17 protein-coding genes are annotated in these 17,617 nt (G+C 72.2%); 8 read left to right on the forward strand and 9 right to left on the reverse strand.

Annotation, left to right across the window (positions count from 1 at the left end):
• Positions 1–35: 35 nt before the first annotated feature.
• The 6 genes from REH65_RS05805 to REH65_RS05830 all read right to left on the reverse strand — a co-directional run bounded on the left by REH65_RS05805 (position 36) and on the right by REH65_RS05830 (position 8,734).
• Complete coding sequence (locus REH65_RS05805; RefSeq protein WP_406691597.1) at positions 36–1,841, reverse strand: NAD(P)-binding domain-containing protein; 1,806 nt, start codon at positions 1,839–1,841, stop codon at positions 36–38.
• Positions 1,842–1,953: 112 nt separating this feature from the next.
• Positions 1,954–3,225, reverse strand: coding sequence for a GAF domain-containing protein (locus tag REH65_RS05810; protein WP_406693095.1), 1,272 nt, complete (start codon positions 3,223–3,225; stop codon positions 1,954–1,956).
• 88 nt (positions 3,226–3,313) lie between these two features.
• A complete protein-coding gene (locus tag REH65_RS05815) occupies positions 3,314–4,498 on the reverse strand; it encodes an FAD-dependent oxidoreductase (protein ID WP_406691598.1) in 1,185 nt (394 codons plus the stop codon).
• A gap of 250 nt (positions 4,499–4,748) precedes the next feature.
• Positions 4,749–5,921 (reverse strand): acyl-CoA dehydrogenase family protein, encoded by a 1,173-nt coding sequence (locus REH65_RS05820; RefSeq protein ID WP_406691599.1) that lies wholly within the window; start codon positions 5,919–5,921, stop codon positions 4,749–4,751.
• Positions 5,918–7,168 (reverse strand): alkyl sulfatase dimerization domain-containing protein, encoded by a 1,251-nt coding sequence (locus REH65_RS05825; RefSeq protein WP_406691600.1) that lies wholly within the window; start codon positions 7,166–7,168, stop codon positions 5,918–5,920. Before REH65_RS05825 ends, REH65_RS05820 begins: the two co-directional genes overlap by 4 nt.
• 15 nt (positions 7,169–7,183) lie before the next feature.
• Positions 7,184–8,734 (reverse strand): class I adenylate-forming enzyme family protein, encoded by a 1,551-nt coding sequence (locus REH65_RS05830; protein ID WP_406691601.1) that lies wholly within the window; start codon positions 8,732–8,734, stop codon positions 7,184–7,186.
• 62 nt (positions 8,735–8,796) lie between these two features.
• On the opposite strand from REH65_RS05830, the gene REH65_RS05835 reads away from it, so the two are divergent.
• The 7 genes from REH65_RS05835 (at position 8,797) to REH65_RS05865 (ending at position 14,893) form a co-directional block, all read left to right on the forward strand.
• Positions 8,797–9,456, forward strand: coding sequence for a TetR/AcrR family transcriptional regulator (locus REH65_RS05835; protein ID WP_406691602.1), 660 nt, complete (start codon positions 8,797–8,799; stop codon positions 9,454–9,456).
• A gap of 91 nt (positions 9,457–9,547) precedes the next feature.
• Complete coding sequence (locus REH65_RS05840) at positions 9,548–10,846, forward strand: MFS transporter (protein WP_406691603.1); 1,299 nt, start codon at positions 9,548–9,550, stop codon at positions 10,844–10,846.
• A gap of 72 nt (positions 10,847–10,918) precedes the next feature.
• Positions 10,919–12,112 (forward strand): cytochrome P450, encoded by a 1,194-nt coding sequence (locus REH65_RS05845; protein ID WP_406691604.1) that lies wholly within the window; start codon positions 10,919–10,921, stop codon positions 12,110–12,112.
• Between the two features lie 44 nt (positions 12,113–12,156).
• On the forward strand, positions 12,157–12,741 hold the full coding sequence (locus REH65_RS05850; protein ID WP_406691605.1) for a TetR/AcrR family transcriptional regulator: 585 nt from the start codon (positions 12,157–12,159) through the stop codon (positions 12,739–12,741).
• A gap of 29 nt (positions 12,742–12,770) precedes the next feature.
• Complete coding sequence (locus REH65_RS05855) at positions 12,771–13,244, forward strand: nucleoside deaminase (protein ID WP_406691606.1); 474 nt, start codon at positions 12,771–12,773, stop codon at positions 13,242–13,244.
• Positions 13,245–13,350: 106 nt separating this feature from the next.
• Positions 13,351–14,148 (forward strand): ion transporter, encoded by a 798-nt coding sequence (locus REH65_RS05860; protein ID WP_406691607.1) that lies wholly within the window; start codon positions 13,351–13,353, stop codon positions 14,146–14,148.
• Between the two features lie 55 nt (positions 14,149–14,203).
• Positions 14,204–14,893 (forward strand): HAD family hydrolase, encoded by a 690-nt coding sequence (locus REH65_RS05865; protein WP_406691608.1) that lies wholly within the window; start codon positions 14,204–14,206, stop codon positions 14,891–14,893.
• Between the two features lie 76 nt (positions 14,894–14,969).
• Here REH65_RS05865 and REH65_RS05870 read toward each other — a convergent pair whose 3' ends face one another.
• The gene (locus tag REH65_RS05870) at positions 14,970–15,380 is read right to left on the reverse strand and encodes a thioesterase, FlK family (RefSeq protein WP_281455612.1); all 411 of its coding nucleotides are present in this window, start codon (positions 15,378–15,380) and stop codon (positions 14,970–14,972) included.
• Entirely contained in the window at positions 15,377–15,613 is a 237-nt protein-coding gene (locus tag REH65_RS05875; RefSeq protein ID WP_406691609.1) for a hypothetical protein, read from the reverse strand. Before REH65_RS05875 ends, REH65_RS05870 begins: the two co-directional genes overlap by 4 nt.
• A gap of 411 nt (positions 15,614–16,024) precedes the next feature.
• Here REH65_RS05875 and REH65_RS05880 point away from each other — a divergent pair, with 411 nt between their 5' ends.
• On the forward strand, positions 16,025–16,933 hold the full coding sequence (locus REH65_RS05880) for a MerR family transcriptional regulator (protein ID WP_406691610.1): 909 nt from the start codon (positions 16,025–16,027) through the stop codon (positions 16,931–16,933).
• Between the two features lie 6 nt (positions 16,934–16,939).
• Here REH65_RS05880 and lexA read toward each other — a convergent pair whose 3' ends face one another.
• Positions 16,940–17,593: a transcriptional repressor LexA gene (lexA, locus tag REH65_RS05885; RefSeq protein ID WP_281455615.1), complete on the reverse strand. Its 654-nt coding sequence runs from the start codon at positions 17,591–17,593 to the stop codon at positions 16,940–16,942.
• Positions 17,594–17,617 lie beyond the last annotated feature (24 nt).

Genomic DNA, 17,617 nt, shown 5'->3' on the forward strand with positions numbered 1-17,617 from the left:
CGGCCGGGCCCGGGTGGGCCCGGCCGGGGGGTGGGTCAGGAGGTGTGGTGGACCTCCTGGAGGCCGTAGACGGGGGTGGGGATGCCCTCGGCTCGGGCCTTGAGCTGCAGGGCCAGGTAGAGGGAGTAGTGGCGGGACTGGTGGAGGTTGCCGCCGTGGAACCACAGCGCCTGCTGCTGGGTGGGCTTCCACATGTTGCGCTCCTCCCCCTCCCACGGACCGGGGTCCTTGGTGGTGTCCGAGCCCAGGCCCCACACCTTGCCGACCTTGTCGGCGACCTCCTGACCGACGATGTCGGCCGCCAGGCCGTTCATCGACCGGAAACCCGTGGCGTAGACGACGAGATCGGCCTCCAGCCGGGTCCCGTCGGTCAGCACCACCTCGGTCTCGGTGAGCTCGGCGACGTCGCCGCGGGCGAGCTTCACGCTGCCGTCGGCGATGAGCTCGCAGGCGCCCACGTCGATGTAGTAGCCCGAGCCGCGGCGCAGGTACTTCATGAACAGGCCCGAGTCGTCGTCGCCGAAGTCCAGCTGGAAACCGGCCTCCTCCAGCCGCGCGTAGAACTCGGCGTCCTGCTCGCGGATCACGTCGAAGGCGGGTTTCTGGAACTCGTTGAGGATCCGGTACGGGATCGAGGCGAACGTCAGGTCCGCGGTGCGGGTGTCGATGCCCGCGGCCACCGCCTCCTCCGAGTACAGCGGGCCGAGGCTGTGCTCCATCAGCGAGTCCGACCGCACCACGTGCGTCGACGAGCGCTGCACCATCGTCACGTCGGCCCCGGCCTCCCACAGCGCGCCGCAGATGTCGTGCGAGGAGTTGTTCGAGCCGATCACCACGGCCTTCTTGCCGCGGTAGGCGTCCGGCCCGGGGTGCTCGGAGGAATGGTGCTGGTCGCCTCGGAAGCGGTCCTGACCGGGGAAGACGGGCACGTTCGGCTTGCCGGACACGCCCAGGGCCATCACCAGCTGGCGCGGCCGGAGGGTGATCTGCTCGCCGTCGCGGTCCACGACCAGCTCCCACTGGCCGTTGTCCTCGTCGTACTTCGCGCTCAGCGCCGTCGTGGAGCCCCAGTAGTTGAGCTCCATGACCTTGGTGTACATCTCCAGCCAGTCGCCGATCTTGTCCTTCGGCGCGAAAACCGGCCAGTTCTCCGGGAAATCGATGTAGGGCAGGTGGTCGTACCAGACCGGGTCGTGCAGGGCCAGCGACTTGTAGCGCCTGCGCCAGGAGTCGCCGGGCTTCTCGTTGCGCTCGACGATGATCGTCGGCACGCCGAGCTGGCGCAGCCGCGCGCCGAGCGCGATGCCGCCCTGCCCGCCGCCGACGATGACGACCTCCGGCTGCCGGGTGCGGCCGAGCTCGGCGAGCTCGGTCTCCCGCTCCTCGCGCCAGGTCACCCGGTCCGGGTTCGCGCCGTGCTCGGCGCCCCGGGGCCTGCGGTGGTTCTTGGGTTCCTCGTGGCCCTTGAGCTCGTCGAGGGTGGTCAGGAACGTCCAGGCCTTGCCGTTGACGAGACGAAGGTGACCGGTGCCGCGCCCGACGGCCGTCTCGAAGGAGAACCAGGCCTCGGTGACCCCGCCGGACTCGGTCGGTTCGCCGAGGACGGTGAACCCGGTCGGTGCCGCGTGCTCCAGCGTCGCCGAGAGCATCGCGGCGATGTCCGCGCGCCCCTCGGAGGTCTTGATGTTCCAGGTGAGCGCGATCAGGTCGCGCCAGTAGCAGTCCTCGCCGAACAGCGACACCACGCGATCGGTGTCGCGGGCCGCGATGGCCTCGGAGAACTCGGTGATCCACTGCTCGACCCGGGCTCGGGTCGCGTTGTGCTCGACGGTCTGGCTCACGCCGACTACCTCCCGCGCGGGCGTCGTTGCCCTTGAGTGGTCGCGATCACATGACACCAGTCATGGAGCCACACCGGAGACGGGCGCGCACGGGTTGCAGGGGGTTGCAGCGTCAGCCGCGCACCGCCGGGGCGGTGGAGTGCGGCAGCAGCGCGGCCGGGTCGTCGGGCCGCAGCACCTCGACGTCGACGTTCTCGCTGAACCGGTACGGGCGCCTGCCGAGCAGGCCGCCGAGGGTCCGGCGCAGCCGTGACATCTCGGCACGCACCGTGACCGTGCGCCGCTCGTCGCCGAAGACCTCGGCGGCCAGCTGCGCGGCCGTGCACCCGCCGGGGTGGGCGGCCAGCAGGAACAGCAGTTCCGCGTGGCGGGGGCTCAGCGGGTGGTTCCAACCGCCCGCGGCCGAGTCGACCTCGACGTGGGCCTGGGAACCGCGCAGGTCGAGCCGTGCGCGGGTGCGCTCGTCGAGCGCGGCGGTGGAGTCGTCGTCGAGCAGCCGCACCAGCCATCCGCCCGGCACCGGTTCGACCGCGCAGTCGCCGAGCGCGGGCAGCCACGCGCGTCCCGCGCCGCATCCGGCGGGCAGCGCGACGTGGTCGACCGGGCCGAGGCCGGTGGAGGCGGCGACCCACCCGTGCGGGTCGGTGACCGCGGCCCGGCCGGAGACCCGCGACAGCAGCGGGACGGCGCTGCCGCGCAACCCTTCGAGCGCGGTGAGGTGGGTGGTGCGCAGCTGTGCCTCGGCCAGCTGCGCGACCGTCTGCACCAGGGCGAGGGTGGTGGGGCTGACGGTGGAGGCGGGACCGGACAGGTCGACCGCGCCGAGCAGCCGGCCGGTGCGCGGGTCGTGCAGGGGTGCGCTGGCGCAGGTCCAGGCGTGGTGGGTGCGCACGTAGTGCTCGGCGGAGTACACCTGGATCGGCAGGCCCGTGACCAGGGCGGTGCCGATCGCGTTGGTGCCCACGACGTCCTCGCCCCAGCTCATGCCCTCGACGAAGCCGAGCGAGTCGGCGTTGCGGCGCACCGCCGCGCTGCCGTCCCGCCACAGCACGTGCCCATCGGCGTCGGTGATCACCATGATGTTCGCGGTCTGCTCGGCGACCCCGCCGAGGCGGCTGCGCAGCAGCGGCAGGACCTCGGACAACGGCGACTCCCGCCGCCGCTCGGCCAGCTCGTCGGCCCGCAACTGCCGAGGCGCGCGCCCCCGCTCGGGGTCGATCCCCCGCGACCGCATCCGGCCCCACGAAGCCCCGATCACCGCCCGAGGGCGAGCGGGCGGGGTCTCCCCGGCGAGCGCCGCGTCGTGAACCCGAGCCAGCAACCGCGCGTACCGGTGGGGGTCCTCCCCCACCGGCAACGCCGCCTCCAAGCTCTCCTCGCGCACGACCCAAGTGTGACCCACGCCGCAACCCCCGCCAACCGCGAGAACCGCGGTTTTCGACCCGACGAGAACTGCGGTGTCCGTCCTGGTTTCAGCTGGTCTTGGAGGTCCAGTCGATGTGGTGGTCGTAGGCCCAGCCCCGGCCCATCGGGGGTTTGCGCTGCCAGGCGAAGGCCCGCTTGGTCTTGGTGCGGAGGTCCCGGAGGCGGCGGGACAGGGGGTGGTGGGCTCGGCTGGTCCCCGTTCGGCCCATCGCGACAACCGCTTCGACCCGTTCTCGGCGGAGGTGTTCGAAGGCCGCGAAGGCCGCTGCGGGGGTGGTGTGATCGCGGAGGCAGCGGGCGAGCTGGACCCCGTCCTCGACCGCCATCGCCGCGCCCTGCTCGGAGGCGGGTGGGGCCACGTGCAGGGCGTCCCCGATGATGATCGCGCGGTCGCGGTGCCAGCGCGGGACGTGCGGCAGGGCGTGGTCGTCGAAGGACAGGATGCGCTCGGAGTTGCCGACGACGGTCGCGGCGAGGGTGTCGTCGGCGGCGAACAGCTCGGTCATCTCGGCGCGCAGCGCGTCGACGTCCTGCGGTGCGTCGCGGCTGCGCGGGACCGGGGAGCGCAGGCTGGTGAACCAGAAGCAGCCGCCGGAGTGCGAGTCGCGGGTGGCGGCGAAGAAGCCCTTCGCGCCCACGTAGGAGCGCAGCACCTCCGGGGGCGGCGGTTCGCAGCCCGGTTCGGCCGCGTAACCGTAGATCGTGCGGGTGCCCAGGCGCTCCGGTTCCGGCCCGTCGGGGTTGATCCGGCCGCGCACCAGCGAGTTCGCGCCGTCCGAGCCGACGAGGACGTCGCCCTCGACGCGGCTGCCGTCGGCCAGCGTCACCGCGGCGGCGGCCGGGTCGGCGTCGACGACGCGGGAACCGTGCCGGAACTCGGCGCCGCGTTCGAGGGCCTGCTCGCGCAGCACCGCCGAGAGCACCGGCCAGTGCATGACGCGCGGCAGTCCGCGCTCCGAGCTCGGATCGGCGCCCAGCGAGTACCCGATGCGGGTGCCGTCGGGGCGGATGCGCTCGGTGCGCACCAGCGGGAACGAGCGGGCGATCACCGGCTGGTGGGCGTCCACGGCGCGCAGCGCGTCCATCCCGTTCGGGTTCAACCGGACCACCGCGCCCTCGCCGTGGTCGGCCGGGCGCGATTCCACCACGGTCACCGCGATTCCGGCGCTGCGCAGGGCCAGCGCCAGCGCAGTCCCCGCGATCCCTCCCCCGCTGACAACGACGTGCTCCACAGCATCCCCCAGGACACTCGACCGATCCACGACCTCCCGGCACCCTAGCCCGGCGGACCGGCCGATCTCCCTAGAAAACCCGCGACCGCCCGAAACGCACCGACGACCACCCGATGCCGGATTCCGACCCGAACGGCCCCGGCTCTCCCGCGGTCGCCCCGATTTCAGTGGAAATCGGGGGTCCGACTTCCGTTGAAATCGGGTCAACTCGCTGCGGGGGGCGTCGTGGGGACCGTTCGGGGTCGGCGCGTCAGCCCAGCAGGGATTTCGCGATGGCGTTCTTCTGGATCTCGGAGGAACCCGTGAGGACGCGGAACATGCGCAGTCGGCGGAACAGCGACTCGACCTCCGAGCCGCGGACCATCCCGGCCTTGCCGTGGAGCTGCATCGCGTCGTCGGCGATGCGGAAGGCGTTCTCGGCGACGAACAGCTTGCACATGAACGCCTCCGTCGCCGGGCGCCCGCCTGCGTCGAGGTCGGCGAGCGCGTCGTAGGTCATGGCGCGCGCCGCGTAGTGGGCGGTGGCCATGTCGGCGAGCTTGTGCTGCACGCTCTGCAACCCGGCCATCGGCCCGCCCGCGACCTCACGACCCCGGACGTGCTCCCGCGTCAGCGCGATCAGCCTGCGGGTGCTGCCCAGCACCGTCGGGCAGTGCAGCAACCGGTTGGTGGTGACCCGGCCGAGTCCGATGCGCAGCCCCTCCCCCACGTCGCCGAGCAGCTGCTCCGGCCCGACGTAGCAGTCGTCGAGGACGATGTCCGCCTCGATGTGCTGGCCGGACAGCGGCACCTCGCCGGGCAGCACCGAGCACCCGGGCGAGTCGAGGTCGACCAGGAACGCCGAGTAGCTCTCCTGCGCCCCGGCCATCCGCGCCACCAGCACCGAGAAGTCGGCGAACGGCCCGGCGGAGCTGAACACCTTGTGCCCGCTGATCCGCCAGCCCTCGCCGTCCGGCGTGGCGGTGGTGCGCATGGCGCGGACGTGCGAGCCCGCGTCCGGTTCGGTCAGCGAGAAGCAGCACGCGCGGTCGCCCTCGACGACCGGTCGCAGGTAGCGCTCGACCTGCCGCGGCGTGGCGTGACCGAAGATGGCACCGGCGCGCAGCGGTCCGCCCATGTCACCGAGCACGCTGTGGCCGAGCACCCTGCCGGACGCGGCGACCTCCTCCTTGAGCACGGCGAGCCGGGTGGCGCTGAGCCCGCGCCCGCCGTGCTCGGGCGGCAGGTGGATGCCGTAGAAACCGAGCTGCCGGGCGCGTTTCCACACCGGCTGCAGGATCTCGCGCCCGTAGTTCGACTCGTGGTCGAGCTCGTGGCGCCGCTCGTAGTCGGCGAGTTCGCCGTGCAGGTACTCGCGCAGCTCGGCGACCAACCCGGCGAGTTCGGGATCGTGGTCGTGGGTGGGTTCGAGCTCGAAGCTCACGCCGTCTCCTCCCCTGCCAACTCGCGGGAGGACCGGGCGGTCTCGCCGAAGATCCCGCGCGCCATCAGCGATTCCTCCGCTTCGGCCCGCGCCTGGTAGATCTCGGCGCGAACCCGGTGCAGCGTGGGCGTTCCCGGCTCGGCCCGGGTGGCCATCTCGGCCAGGTGCCCGGCCAGCCGCAGGTCTCCGGTGTCGCGGGCGCGCAGCGCGGCGTCGGCGAGGACCCGCGCGCCACCGGCGAGTTCGGCCACGGCTGCGGCCAGCACCGCGTCGGGGGCGGGTTTGAGGTGAGCCGGGTTGCCGTCGTACCAGCCGCCGTAGCGGCGCCAGAGGTTGCGCACCACGAACTCCGGTTCGTCGTAGCGGGCGCGCAGGTAGACCCGGTCCGCCAGGTGCGGCGGCGGGCTCACGCGCTGCACGATCTCGTCGAGCGGGTGGCCGCCGTTCATCATCCCGAGCGTCTGCTCCACCAGGGATTCGAGCCATTCCGCGGTCTCGGTCAGCGCCTGCTCGATGCGGTCGGCGCCGAAGACCGGGGCGCCGTGCGAGGGCAGCATGATCTCGGCGCCGAGCCCGGCCATCCGCCGCAGCGCCTGCGCCCACTCCCTGGGGTAGCGCTGCGCCTTCTGCGGGTTGCCGCAGTTCGGGCTCACCCAGACGAACAGGTCGCCGGGCAGCAGCAGCCGGTGCTCGGGGACGTAGGCGACCGCGGCGTCGTCGGTCTCGCCTTCGGCGTGGAACAGCTCGAAGGTCAGCCCGGCGCGGGTGAGGGTGAGCGCGTCGCGGAAGGTGACGTCGGGAAGCCGGTAGCTGCGCGGCCAGCGCAGGTCGGCGATGCCGAACTGGCGCCGGTTGATCAGGGCGTTGTAGCCGGCGGTCAGCGCGTAGCGGTCGAACCGGTCGCGGACCCGTTCCTGGGCGATGACCTGCGGCGGACGGGGTTCGGCGTCGAACGGGTCGAGCCCGCCGACGTGGTCGATGTGGCCGTGGGAGTAGAACGCCAGCGTCAGCGGGTCGGCGCTCCACTCGCGCAGGATCGCGTGGGTGCGCTTCGCCGACAGCGGGTTGCCGGTGTCGAAGAGCATCAGCTCGTCGGCGGAGCGGAAGGCGATGGCGTTGCCGAAGCCGGGCAGCAGGCCCAGCCCGTCGGCGATGTCGACGACGGCCTCACCGCGAGCGCTCCCGGCGATGTGGTCGTCGAGCTCGCCGTTCCAGACCTGGTCGGCGTAGGTTCTGATGTCGCTCATGCGGTCTCCTGGGGCTCAGCCGATGCGGCGGTCGACGCCGGTCCAGTCGCGTTCGCGCAGCGCGCGGCGGTCGACCTTGCCGGTGCGGGTGCGGGGCAGGGCGTCGAGGAACTCGACGACGCGCGGGAGCTTGTGCCGGGCGATGCGGGCCGCGCAGGCCTCGACCAGCGCGTCGGCGTCGACGTCGGATCCGGGGCGGCGCACGACGCACGCCTTGACCGTCTCGCCCCACTCGTCGTCGGGAACGCCGTAGACGCAGGCCTCGTCGACGTCGGCGTGGGTGTAGAGGGCGGCTTCGACCTCGGTGCAGTAGACGTTGTAGCCGCCGGAGACGATCATGTCCTTCTTGCGGTCGACGAGGAACAGGTAGCCGTCTTCGCGGAACCGGCCGAGGTCTCCGGTGCGCACCCAGCCGTCGCGGAACGTCTCGGCGCTGGCCTCGGGCGCCCGGTGGTACTGCCGCACGCAGTCCGGGCCGCGCGCGACGACCTCGCCGATCTCGCCGGGCGGCACGGGCTTCCCGTTGTCGTCGACGACGCGCACCTCGGTGTCGAAGACCGGACGTCCGCACGACAGCAGCAGTTCGGGGTCGGCCTCGACGGCGTGCGCGATCTCCTCGGCCGAGAGGTGGGTGATCGCGCTGGTGGTCTCGGCCTGCCCGTAGCCCTGCGCGACGACGGGCCCGAAGGCCGCGACCGCCTCGCGCAGCCGGGTGGGGCTGACCGGGGCGCCGCCGAGGGTCAGCGAGCGCAGGCTCGACAGGTCGCGCTCGGCCAGCGTCGGCGAGGCCAGCACCCGGTTGAGCATCGCGGGCACCAGGAACGTGGTGGTGACGCGTTCGCGTTCGAGCACGTCGAGGTAGCCCTCGACGTCGAAGGCGGGCAGCACGACCACGGTCGACCCGCGGAAGAAGCAGGACAGGATGCCCATGCCGCTGGCGTGGGTGATCGGACCGGGCGCGAGGTAGACCTCGGTCTCGCCGGTGCCGCGCATCGCGAGCTTGCGCAGGCAGGCCAGCCGGTTGCCGACGGTCTGCACGGCGGCCTTGAGGGTGCCGCTGGAGCCGGAGGTGAAGTTCAGGACGGCCGGGTCGTCGGGCGAGACGTCGACGGCGATCTCCGCCTCGTCGCCCTCGGCGACCAGCTCGGAGTACGAGAGACCTTCTCCCGCATCGAGTTCCACCACGAGCACGTCGTCGCCGAGGATCGGGCGGAGGGTGTCGCGGTGGGCCCGGTCGACGAACACCGCTCGCGGCTCGGCGTCGGCGACGACCTGGCCGATCTCGGCCGGCGACAGCCGCGGCGAGAGCGGAACGCGCACGAGACCGGCCTTGCACAGGGCCATCTCGACGACGACGAGCTCGCCCCGGTTGCCCGCGAGGGTCGCCACGCGGGTGCCCTCGGTGCATCCGCGGGCCCGCAGCGCGGAGGCGATCCGGTTGCTCTCGGCATCCAGCTCCCGGTAGGTCCAGCGCTGATCCGCGCAGGTCAGCGCGGTCACGTCCGGGCGGTTCCGGGCGGTGCGCGTCAGGTAGTGACCGAGGTTCACGCCACTTGTTCGCAACATGATGACCATTTATAGACAGACTGTCCAGGAATGTCCAGGGCGTCCGCTGGCAGAATCAGCGCATGCCCACCAACGCCCCGACCACGACCGGCGGCTCCCGCCGGGACACCCCGCGCCGCGAGGACCGCAGGACGCGGCGCACCCGCACCGCGCTGCAGACCGCCCTCGTCGACCTCGCCCTGGAGCGCGGCTACGCCCCGCTGACCGTCGAGGAGATCGCCGAGCGGGCCGACGTCGGGCGCGCGACGTTCTACACGCACTACAGCGACAAGGACGAGCTCTTCGACGCGGTCGTGCGCACCCTGCTCGGCGAGCTCGCCGAGCGCACTCAACCCGCGCTGGACACGGCGGAGGGCTTCAACGGACGCCCGGTGCGCGCCCTGTTCGAGCACGCCGAGGAGCGCAGCGAGGTCTACCGGCTGATCCTGCGCGGCGACGGCGACGGCCGGGCGCTGCACGCGCTCACCGAGGCGCTGTCCCGGTCGGTGCGCGCCGAGTTCTCCGGCCGCGCCGAGACCAACGGCGTGACACCGCGACTGGACATCGACCTGCTGGCGCGCACCTGGGTCGGCGAGGTGACCGCCGTGCTGGCCTGGTACTTCGCCAGCCCGGAACCGCCGATGCCGCTGCCGGAGGCGGCGCGGATGCTGGCCTCGCTGTCCCGGCACGGCCGGTGGTGGGGCCTCGGCTTCGACGGCCCGCCACCGGACCTCGAATCCTGAGAGCCGCTTGAGCCGACCCGCACCTCGGGTTAGTTTCTGGACAGCTTGTCCATGACTGGACCTGCTGTCTCGAACAGTGAGGAGCGGTGCCGTGCTGCCACATCGTCGTGAGCTGCAGACCTATCCGACCGGCGCGCGGCGGCGCGGTTTGCTCGCCGCCGCGATCCTGGCCATGTTCCTCACCGCCTACGAGGGGCAGCTCGCGCCGGTGCTGAGCCTGCTGCTCGCCGACCTGGGCATGCCGCTGGGCCGCTACGGCGCGATCACCGCGGTGTCGCTGCTGGTCGGCGCGGTGGCCGGGTTCGTCGGCGGCAAGCTGGTGGACCGGCTGGGCCGGGTGCGGCTGATGGTGCCGTTCCTGTTCCTGTCCGGCCTGGCGTGCCTGTTCATGGCCACCTCCAACTCCGAGGCGCAGTTCACCGCCGCACGCGTCCTGCTCGCGCTCGTCGAGGGCATCGCGGCAGCCGGAAGTGCGCCGCTGGTGCGCGATTTCGCGCCGCGGATGGGCCGGGCGCAGGCGTTCGCGTTCTTCTCCTGGGGCACAGTCGGCGCCAACTTCTTCGCCGCAGCCATCACCGCGCTGACGCTGGACCTGCTCGGCGGGACCTGGCAGGCGCAGCTCTACCTGATGGCCGGGATCTCGCTGGCCGGCGCGGTCGTGGTCGCCGCGACGCTGCGCGAGCTCGCCCCGCCGGTGCGGCGTGAGATCCGGCTGTCCGAGGAGGCCGTCCGGCCGATCACGCCGACCAGGACCGGCTCCCCGCTGCGGAACGCGACGGCGTGGACCTACGTGGCGGCGATGTCGGCGCTGTTCCTGCTGCTGGGCACGCTCAACGCCTACGGCCAGGTCCTGCTCGGCGAAGCGCTCGGGGTTCCGGTGCGGATCGCGTCGCTGATCATGATGTTCTTCTGGGGCGCGAACCTCGTTGCGAGCCTGGGACTCTCGCGCTGGTCGGACCGGCTCCAGCGGCGCACCCCGTTCCTGCTCACCGGCGGAGCGACCTCGGCGGCGGCGCTGCTGGCGCTCATCGCCCTGCTGGGACTGGGCACCGACGCTCCCGCACCGGCCGTCGTCGTGGTGTTCATCGGCCTGGGCGTCGCGCTCGGTGCGATCTTCGGGCCGTGGATGGCGGCCTTCGCCGCCTACGTCGAGGAGACCCACGTCGACGCCGAGGGCACGGCCTTCGGCCTGCAGCACCTGGTCAGCAGGCTCGTCGTGCTCGCGGCGGTGCTGCTGGCCCCCCGGCTGGCCGACGCCGCGGGCTGGTCGGCGTGGCTGCTGGTCACGCTCGCGGCGGTGGTCGTCTTCCTCGCCCTGATCCTGTTCCTGCACCGCAGGAACCCGGAGCGGGCACCCGAGACCGTCGCGGAGCGCGCTCCCACCGGATGAGCGTGGCGGGCCCCACCTAAGTGCTAGTAACCTCTCACTTAGACGTGGAACGCGAGGAAGGGCGGGCGGACGATGACGGCGGAACTGGCGCTGCCGATGCGACGCGACGGGTTCGGGCCCGCCGCCGAGCTCGGCGAGGTGCGCGACGGCGACGGCGTGGTGCGGGTCGACTCGCCCTTCGGCCAGACCGGGTACCTGGTGACCCGCTTCGCCGACGTGCGACGCGTGCTCGGCGACCCGGCGCGGTTCAGCAACGCCCGGGCCCGCGCCACCTCACCGCTGGAAGCCCGGCTCAGCGCCGAGGAAGCCGCCCGCTTGCGGGCCGGTGGCCTGCTCGGTTACGACCCGCCGGAGCACTCGCGGCTGCGCCGGATGCTCACCCCGGAGTTCACCGTGCGCCGGATGCGCCGGCTCGAACCGCGGATCGTGGAGATCGTCGAGGCCGCCCTCGACGACGTCGAGCGGGCGGGCAAGCCCGCCGACCTGGTGTCCCACTTCGCGCTGCCGGTGCCCTCGCTGGTGATCTGCGAGCTGCTGGGCGTGCCCTACTCGGATCGCGACGAGTTCCAGAGCATCTCGGCCCGCCTGCTCGACACCTCGCTGCCGGCGGATGAGCGGATGGCCGCCCAGCACGCCAACCGCGACTACATGGCCGGGCTCGTCGAGCGCGCCCAGGCCGACCCGGGCGAGGACATGCTCGGGATGCTGGTGCGCGAGCACGGTTCCGACATCACCACCGACGAGCTGGTCGGCATCTGCTCGCTGCTGCTGCTCGCCGGGCACGAGACCACCTCGAACATGCTCGGGCTGGGAACCCTCGCGCTGCTGCAGAACCCGGACCAGCTCGCCCTGGTCCGCGACGACCCGGCGATGATCGAGCCCGCCGTGGAGGAGCTGCTGCGCTGGCTGTCCATCGTGCACTCGGTGGCGATGCGGATGACCACCGAGGAGGTGGAGATCGCCGGGAACACCATCCCGGAGGGCGAGCTGGTGATGCTGTCGATCCCCACCGCCAACCGCGACGCCTCGTTCATCGACGACCCGGAGACCCTCGACATCACCCGGGGAGTCGGCGGGCACCTCGCGTTCGGCCACGGCGTGCACCACTGCCTCGGCGCCCCGCTGGCGCGGATGGAGATGCGCATCGCCTTCCCGGCGCTGCTGCGCCGCTTCCCCGGACTGGCGCTGGCGGATCCGGACGCGCAGCCGGACTTCCGGGTCTTCAACGCCGTCTACGGGCTGGAACGGCTGGAGCTGACCTGGTGAGCGCCTGAGCTCGCGGCCGTGCGGTGCTGTTACGGTCCCGTGCCATGGCAGAGCGGACATTGCGGGCGGACGCCGCGCGCAACCACCAGCGGATCGTCGACGCCGCGCTGGCGGCGTTCGAGGACGCGGGGCCGGACGTCACGCTCGACGAGATCGCCGACCGCGCGGCCGTGAGCGTCGCGACGCTCTACCGGCGCTTCGGCAACCGGGACGAGGTGGTGCGCGCGGCCTTCGACCACGTGCTCACCACCGAGGTCGAGCCGGTGGCCGACGCGCGCACCGACGACGCCTGGCACCACCTGACCGACCTGCTGCGCACGGCCGTCGACTCCCTCGCCCGGCGCCGGGGACTGCTCGCGGTGGCCCGGGAGGCCCGCGTCGTCGACGTGGAAAGCGTGCAGCGGTGCGCGAATTCGCTGCGGCGGATGCTGGACCGCGCGATCGCCGAGGGCGTGGTCCGGCCGGAGCTGGAGGTCCGCGACCTGGCCGCGGTCATCTTCATGGTGCTGAGCACCGTCCACCCCGACGACCCCGAGGGCCGGGACCGCCGCCGCTACCTCGCGCTGCTCATCGACGGTCTGCGCCCGTCGCAGGACGTGCTGCCTCCCCCGTCCGCGCGCGGCCGGTGAGCGCTGGGGCCTCGCGCTAGCGTGAACGCATGACCATCAGCGACACCGACCGCGATTTCCTGCGCCGCGCCGTGGGGCTCGCCGCCCGCGCGCTGGAGTCCGGGGACGAACCGTTCGGTTCCGTGCTCGTCTCCCCCGAGGGCGACGTGCTCTTCGAGGACCACAACCACGTGTCGGGCGGCGACCGCACCCAGCACCCCGAGTTCGCGATCGCGCGCTGGGCGGCGGACAACGTCGTCGCCGGGGTCCGCCCGCGCTGCACCGTCTACACCTCCGGCGAGCACTGCCCGATGTGCTCGGCGGCGCACGCCTGGGTGGGGCTGGGCCGCATCGTCTACGCCTCGTCGTCGGCGCAGCTCGGCCAGTGGGCCGGTGAGCTGGGGCTTCCCGCCTCGCCCGTGGCGTCGCTGCCGATCGAGGCGGTCGCACCGGGTGTCGACGTCGACGGACCGGACCCGGAGCTGGCGCTGGAGGTGCGCGCGCTGCACGCCCGCCGGGCCTGACCCCGCTGTGCCGTGGACGACAGTCGGTCGTGCCTGCGCGGGATCCCGGACGTCGCCGGTTAAGTTGATCGGCGATCACACCGAGTACGACGTCGGGGGACGACACGTGAGCACACGCGAACGGTTGCGCGAGCTGGTCGAGGCACCGCGGTTCCAGCAGTTCATCATCGGGGTCATCCTGCTCAACGCGGTGACCTTGGGCTGCGAGACCTCGCCGTCGCTGGTCGAGGACTACGGCGAGGTGCTGCACGCGGCCGACCGGATCGCACTGCTGATCTTCACCGTCGAGCTCGCCGCACGCCTCTACGCGCACGGGCCCCGGTTCTTCCGCGACCCGTGGAACTGCTTCGACGCGATCATCGTGGGCGTCGCGCTGCTGCCGACGACGGGTTCGCTCGGGGTGCTGCGGGCGCTGCGGATCCTGCGGGCGCTGCGGCTGATCTCGGCGATCCCCAGCATGCGGCGGGTCGTCGGAGCCCTGCTGGGCGCGCTGCCGGGCATGGCCTCGATCGCGGCGCTGCTGGCGCTGATCCTCTACGTGGGCTCGGTGATCGCCACCAAGCTGTTCAGCGCCGTCGCCCCGGAGTACTTCGGCGACCTGGGCGCCTCGCTGTTCACCCTGTTCCAGGTCATGACCGGGGAGGCCTGGTCGGAGGTGGCGCGGTCGGTGATGGAGGCCGAGCCGCTGGCCTGGATCTTCTTCATCGGCTACATCGCGGTCACCACCTTCACGGTGCTCAACCTGTTCATCGCGGTGACGGTCTCGGCGATGGAGTCGCAGGTGGCCCGCGAGCACGAGCGCGCCGAGGAGAACCAGACCGCGATCCTGCTCGCCGAGCTCCAGCAGCTGCGCGAGGAAGTTCGCGGCCTGCACACCGCGGGGCAGAAGCCCTCGACCGACTAGGGTTCATGCGTGCGGCGGAGCCGCATCCGACCGCGGAACAGCCCTGAGGAGCGTTGTGGACGACCGGCTGGTGTTGTGGGACGTCGACCACACGCTGATCGATTCGGTGGGGTTGGGCGGCGCGGCCTACGAGCGGATCTTCCCGCAGGTCACCGGACAACCCGTGCGGGAGCGGGCGATGATGGACGGGCGCACCGACCTCGGCACCATCGACCTGATGCTGCGCGCCCACGCCCTCGAACCGACCCGCGAGAGGGTGGCGGCGATGACCGCGGCGCTGGCCGAGGTCTTCGACGAGGTGCGCGGGGAGCTGGTCGCCCGCGGCCGGGTGCTGCCCGGGGTGCGGGAGGCGTTGTCGGCGTTCGACGCCGACCCGGCGGTGCACCAGAGCGTGCTGACCGGCAACACCGCGCAGGTCGCGAGGATCAAGCTCGACGCGTTCGACCTGCTCGGCCACTTCGACCTGGCGATCGGCGCTTTCGGCGACGACCACCTGCGCCGGGGCGGTCTGGTGCCGGTCGCCCGGGAGCGGGCGGCGCGGGAGCTCGGCATCGACTTCTCCCCCGAGCGGATCGTGCTCATCGGCGACACGCTCAACGACGTGCGCGCGGCCCACGAGTCGGGTGCGCGGCTGATCGCGGTCGCCACCGGTTCCCACAGCGCCGACGAACTGCGGTCCGCCGGCGCCGAGGTCGTCTTCGACGCCCTGCCCGCGCCGGAGGAGCTCCGGGCGGCGCTGGGCTGAGACGCGCGTCCTGGACGGCCTGCTCGCGTCTGCGCGGGTGAGCAGGCCGCGTCCAGGTGTTCGGCTAACGGAGCGCTCATCGGTAGAGCTTCCGGTGGAAGCGAGCGCGGTCGACGGTGGCCACCTGGTGGTGCAGCACCCCGGCCTGCCGGCCGGTGTCGACGTTGATCGCGCGGGCGGTCCAGGTCTGGCGGCCGACGTCGGGCGCCGGGCCTCGCTCGACCTCGATGCGCACCACCTGACCGGGCAGCGTCGGCGCGGTGTGCTCGTACACCCCGCCGCAGCCGAGCATCGCGAACTCGTCGGGCACGTCGGGGGCCAGCAGCTCCCAGGTCGCGTCCTCCAGCATCGCGATCATGGTGCCGGTGGCGAGCACCGGCTCGCCGCGCCGCGCCAGCAGGGTTCCGGGCAGGATGCTCGGCACGGTGTGCGCGGGCGTGATGGTCCGCGTGCAGCTGTGCACCTGGACCGGTTGGGTGTTGGTCACGACCGGTCCCCTCCCAGCAGCGCCGGGGCGGTGGTGATCACGGCGCCGCCGGTGCGGATCGGGTCTTCCAGCAGCCCGGGTCCGCAGGGGTCGCGCCAGAACACGGCGCAGTCGGGGCAGAACCAGCGCTGCAGCGGGGGTTCCAGCCACCGCACCTCGTCGGTGCACAGTGGACAGTTCAGGGCCCGCACTTCCGGCGCCGGCCCGTATCGATTCAGTCCGACAGCGGTCATCCCATTCCTCCGATTCGTTCGAGCGGTTCCTCCGTTGTCCGCTTCGTCGGGAAGTATCGACCGGATCAAGATCGAAACTGAAGAGGCGCGATCGTCCGCGTTCACCGATCGGGCGGCATGTCGAACCTCCCCGTGAGGCGGGAGTCCACAAAGGATCAACCGAAAGTGGAACAACCAAAACGGCACGGTACGAACCTGTTCCGATAATCCACTGTGGACTTCATCACATGGATCACCGAGCGGCCGTGCGCTCCCCCGAAAACCGAACACCCGTACCGGTGCCGGAACCCGGCCGAGCGCTCCGCGCGCGGCCCGTCCGAGGTGCCGTCGGGGTGACGAATGGGGCTCTCGGAACTTCCGGTGGAAAATGGGCTTGAGTCTCCAGTCGGTGGAAGGTTGAAGGTGGATCCCGTGAGCGAGGAACCCGAGCTGTTCACCATCGGTGAGCTGGCGCAGCGGACCGGACTGGCGGTGCGGACCATCCGCTTCTGGTCCGACAGCGAGGTCGTGACGCCCAGCGGGCGTTCGGCCGGCGGCTACCGGCTCTACGACGCCGAAGCCGTCGCGCGCCTGGACCTGGTGCGCACGCTGCGGGAACTGGGGCTGGACCTGGCCTCGGTGCGGCAGGTGCTGTCGCGCCAGGTCACGGTCCAGGACGTGGCCGAGGAGCACCTGCGGGCGCTCGACGGGGAGCTGCGCACCCTCCAGACCCGGCGCGCCGTGCTGCGGTGGATCGCTCGCCGAGGAACCACGACCGAGGAGATGAGGACCATGCACGAGGTGGCCAAGATGTCGGCCGACGAGCGCCAGCGCATCATCGACGACTTCGTCGGCACGACCTTCGAGGGCATCGACGACGACGCCCCGGGCGCGCACATCGCCCAGGGCATGCGCTCGATGCCACCGGCACTACCGGACGATCCCACCACCGAGCAGGTGGACGCGTGGGTCGAGCTCGCCGAGCTCGTCGCCGACGAGGACTTCCGGCGCCGCTGCCGCGAGATGGCGGTGACCGGGGCCCGGGGCATCGAGCAGCCGGGCGGTTACACGCCGGAGAAGGTGATGGAGCACGGCGCCGAGGCGCTGCGCGAGGGCGTCGCACCGGAATCCGCCCGCGGCGCGGAGTTCCTGGACCGCATCGTCGACCCGGGCTTGGGCGCGGAGGAGCGGCTGGCGCTGGCCGACACGGTCGAGACCTTCACCGATCGGCGCGTCGAGCGCTACTGGCAGCTGCTGGGCGTGCTCAACGGCTGGCCCGCGTTCGAGCCGCACGTGCCGAACTTCGAGTGGCTCATCGCGGCGCTGCGCGCCCACGCGTGAGTCCGCTCAGACGTTGCGGAGCACGGAGACGACCGTGCCGAGGATGACGGCGTCGTCGCCGTCGATGACCTCGTAGTCGGGGTTGCGGGGTTCGAGGTGGACGTGGCCGTTGCGGCGGCGGAAGACCTTGACCGTGGCCTCGTCGTCGAGCATCGCGGCGACGATCTGCCCGGAGTGCGCCTCGGACTGCTGGCGCACCACGACGATGTCGCCGTCGCAGATGGCGGCGTCGACCATCGAGTCACCGCGCACGCGCAGCCCGAACACGTTGCCGCGGCCGGTGAGCTCGCGCGGCAGCGTCAGCACGTCGTCGACGTGCTCCTCGGCGGCGATGGGGGTTCCGGCGGCGATGTCGCCGACGACCGGCACCGGCACGTTGCGCTCGTCGCCGGACCCGGAACGCCCGTCCCGCAGGAAGAGTCGCACGTCGATCGGCCGGGACAGGGTTTCGCTGCGCTTCAGGAAGCCCTTGTCCTCCAGGGCCGCCAGGTGCCGGGACACCGAGGAGGTGGAGCGCAACCCGACCGCCTCACCGATCTGCCGGGTGCTCGGCGCGTAGCCGTGCTCGACCACCCAGTCCCGGATGGTGGCCAGGATGCGCTGCTGCCGCTCCGGCAGGGCCGAGGCGTCCAGGTGGTCGAGGTCGTCGAATGCGGTCATCCGGACCATCCTAATCCTCCCGTC

The sequence above is a fragment of the Saccharopolyspora sp. ID03-671 genome (assembly GCF_045278815.1).
GTDB lineage: Bacteria > Actinomycetota > Actinomycetes > Mycobacteriales > Pseudonocardiaceae > Saccharopolyspora > Saccharopolyspora ipomoeae.

Bases quoted from the DNA above. Each gene is read 5' to 3' on its own strand.
- REH65_RS05825 (WP_406691600.1), bottom strand. From the start codon at position 7,168: ATGAGCGACATCAGAACCTACGCCGACCAGGTCTGGAACGGCGAGCTC.
- REH65_RS05830 (WP_406691601.1), bottom strand. From the start codon at position 8,734: ATGTTGCGAACAAGTGGCGTGAACCTCGGTCACTACCTGACGCGCACC.
- REH65_RS05835 (WP_406691602.1), top strand. From the start codon at position 8,797: ATGCCCACCAACGCCCCGACCACGACCGGCGGCTCCCGCCGGGACACC.
- REH65_RS05845 (WP_406691604.1), top strand. From the start codon at position 10,919: ATGACGGCGGAACTGGCGCTGCCGATGCGACGCGACGGGTTCGGGCCC.
- REH65_RS05850 (WP_406691605.1), top strand. From the start codon at position 12,157: ATGGCAGAGCGGACATTGCGGGCGGACGCCGCGCGCAACCACCAGCGG.
- REH65_RS05855 (WP_406691606.1), top strand. From the start codon at position 12,771: ATGACCATCAGCGACACCGACCGCGATTTCCTGCGCCGCGCCGTGGGG.
- REH65_RS05875 (WP_406691609.1), bottom strand. From the start codon at position 15,613: ATGACCGCTGTCGGACTGAATCGATACGGGCCGGCGCCGGAAGTGCGG.
- lexA (WP_281455615.1), bottom strand. From the start codon at position 17,593: ATGACCGCATTCGACGACCTCGACCACCTGGACGCCTCGGCCCTGCCG.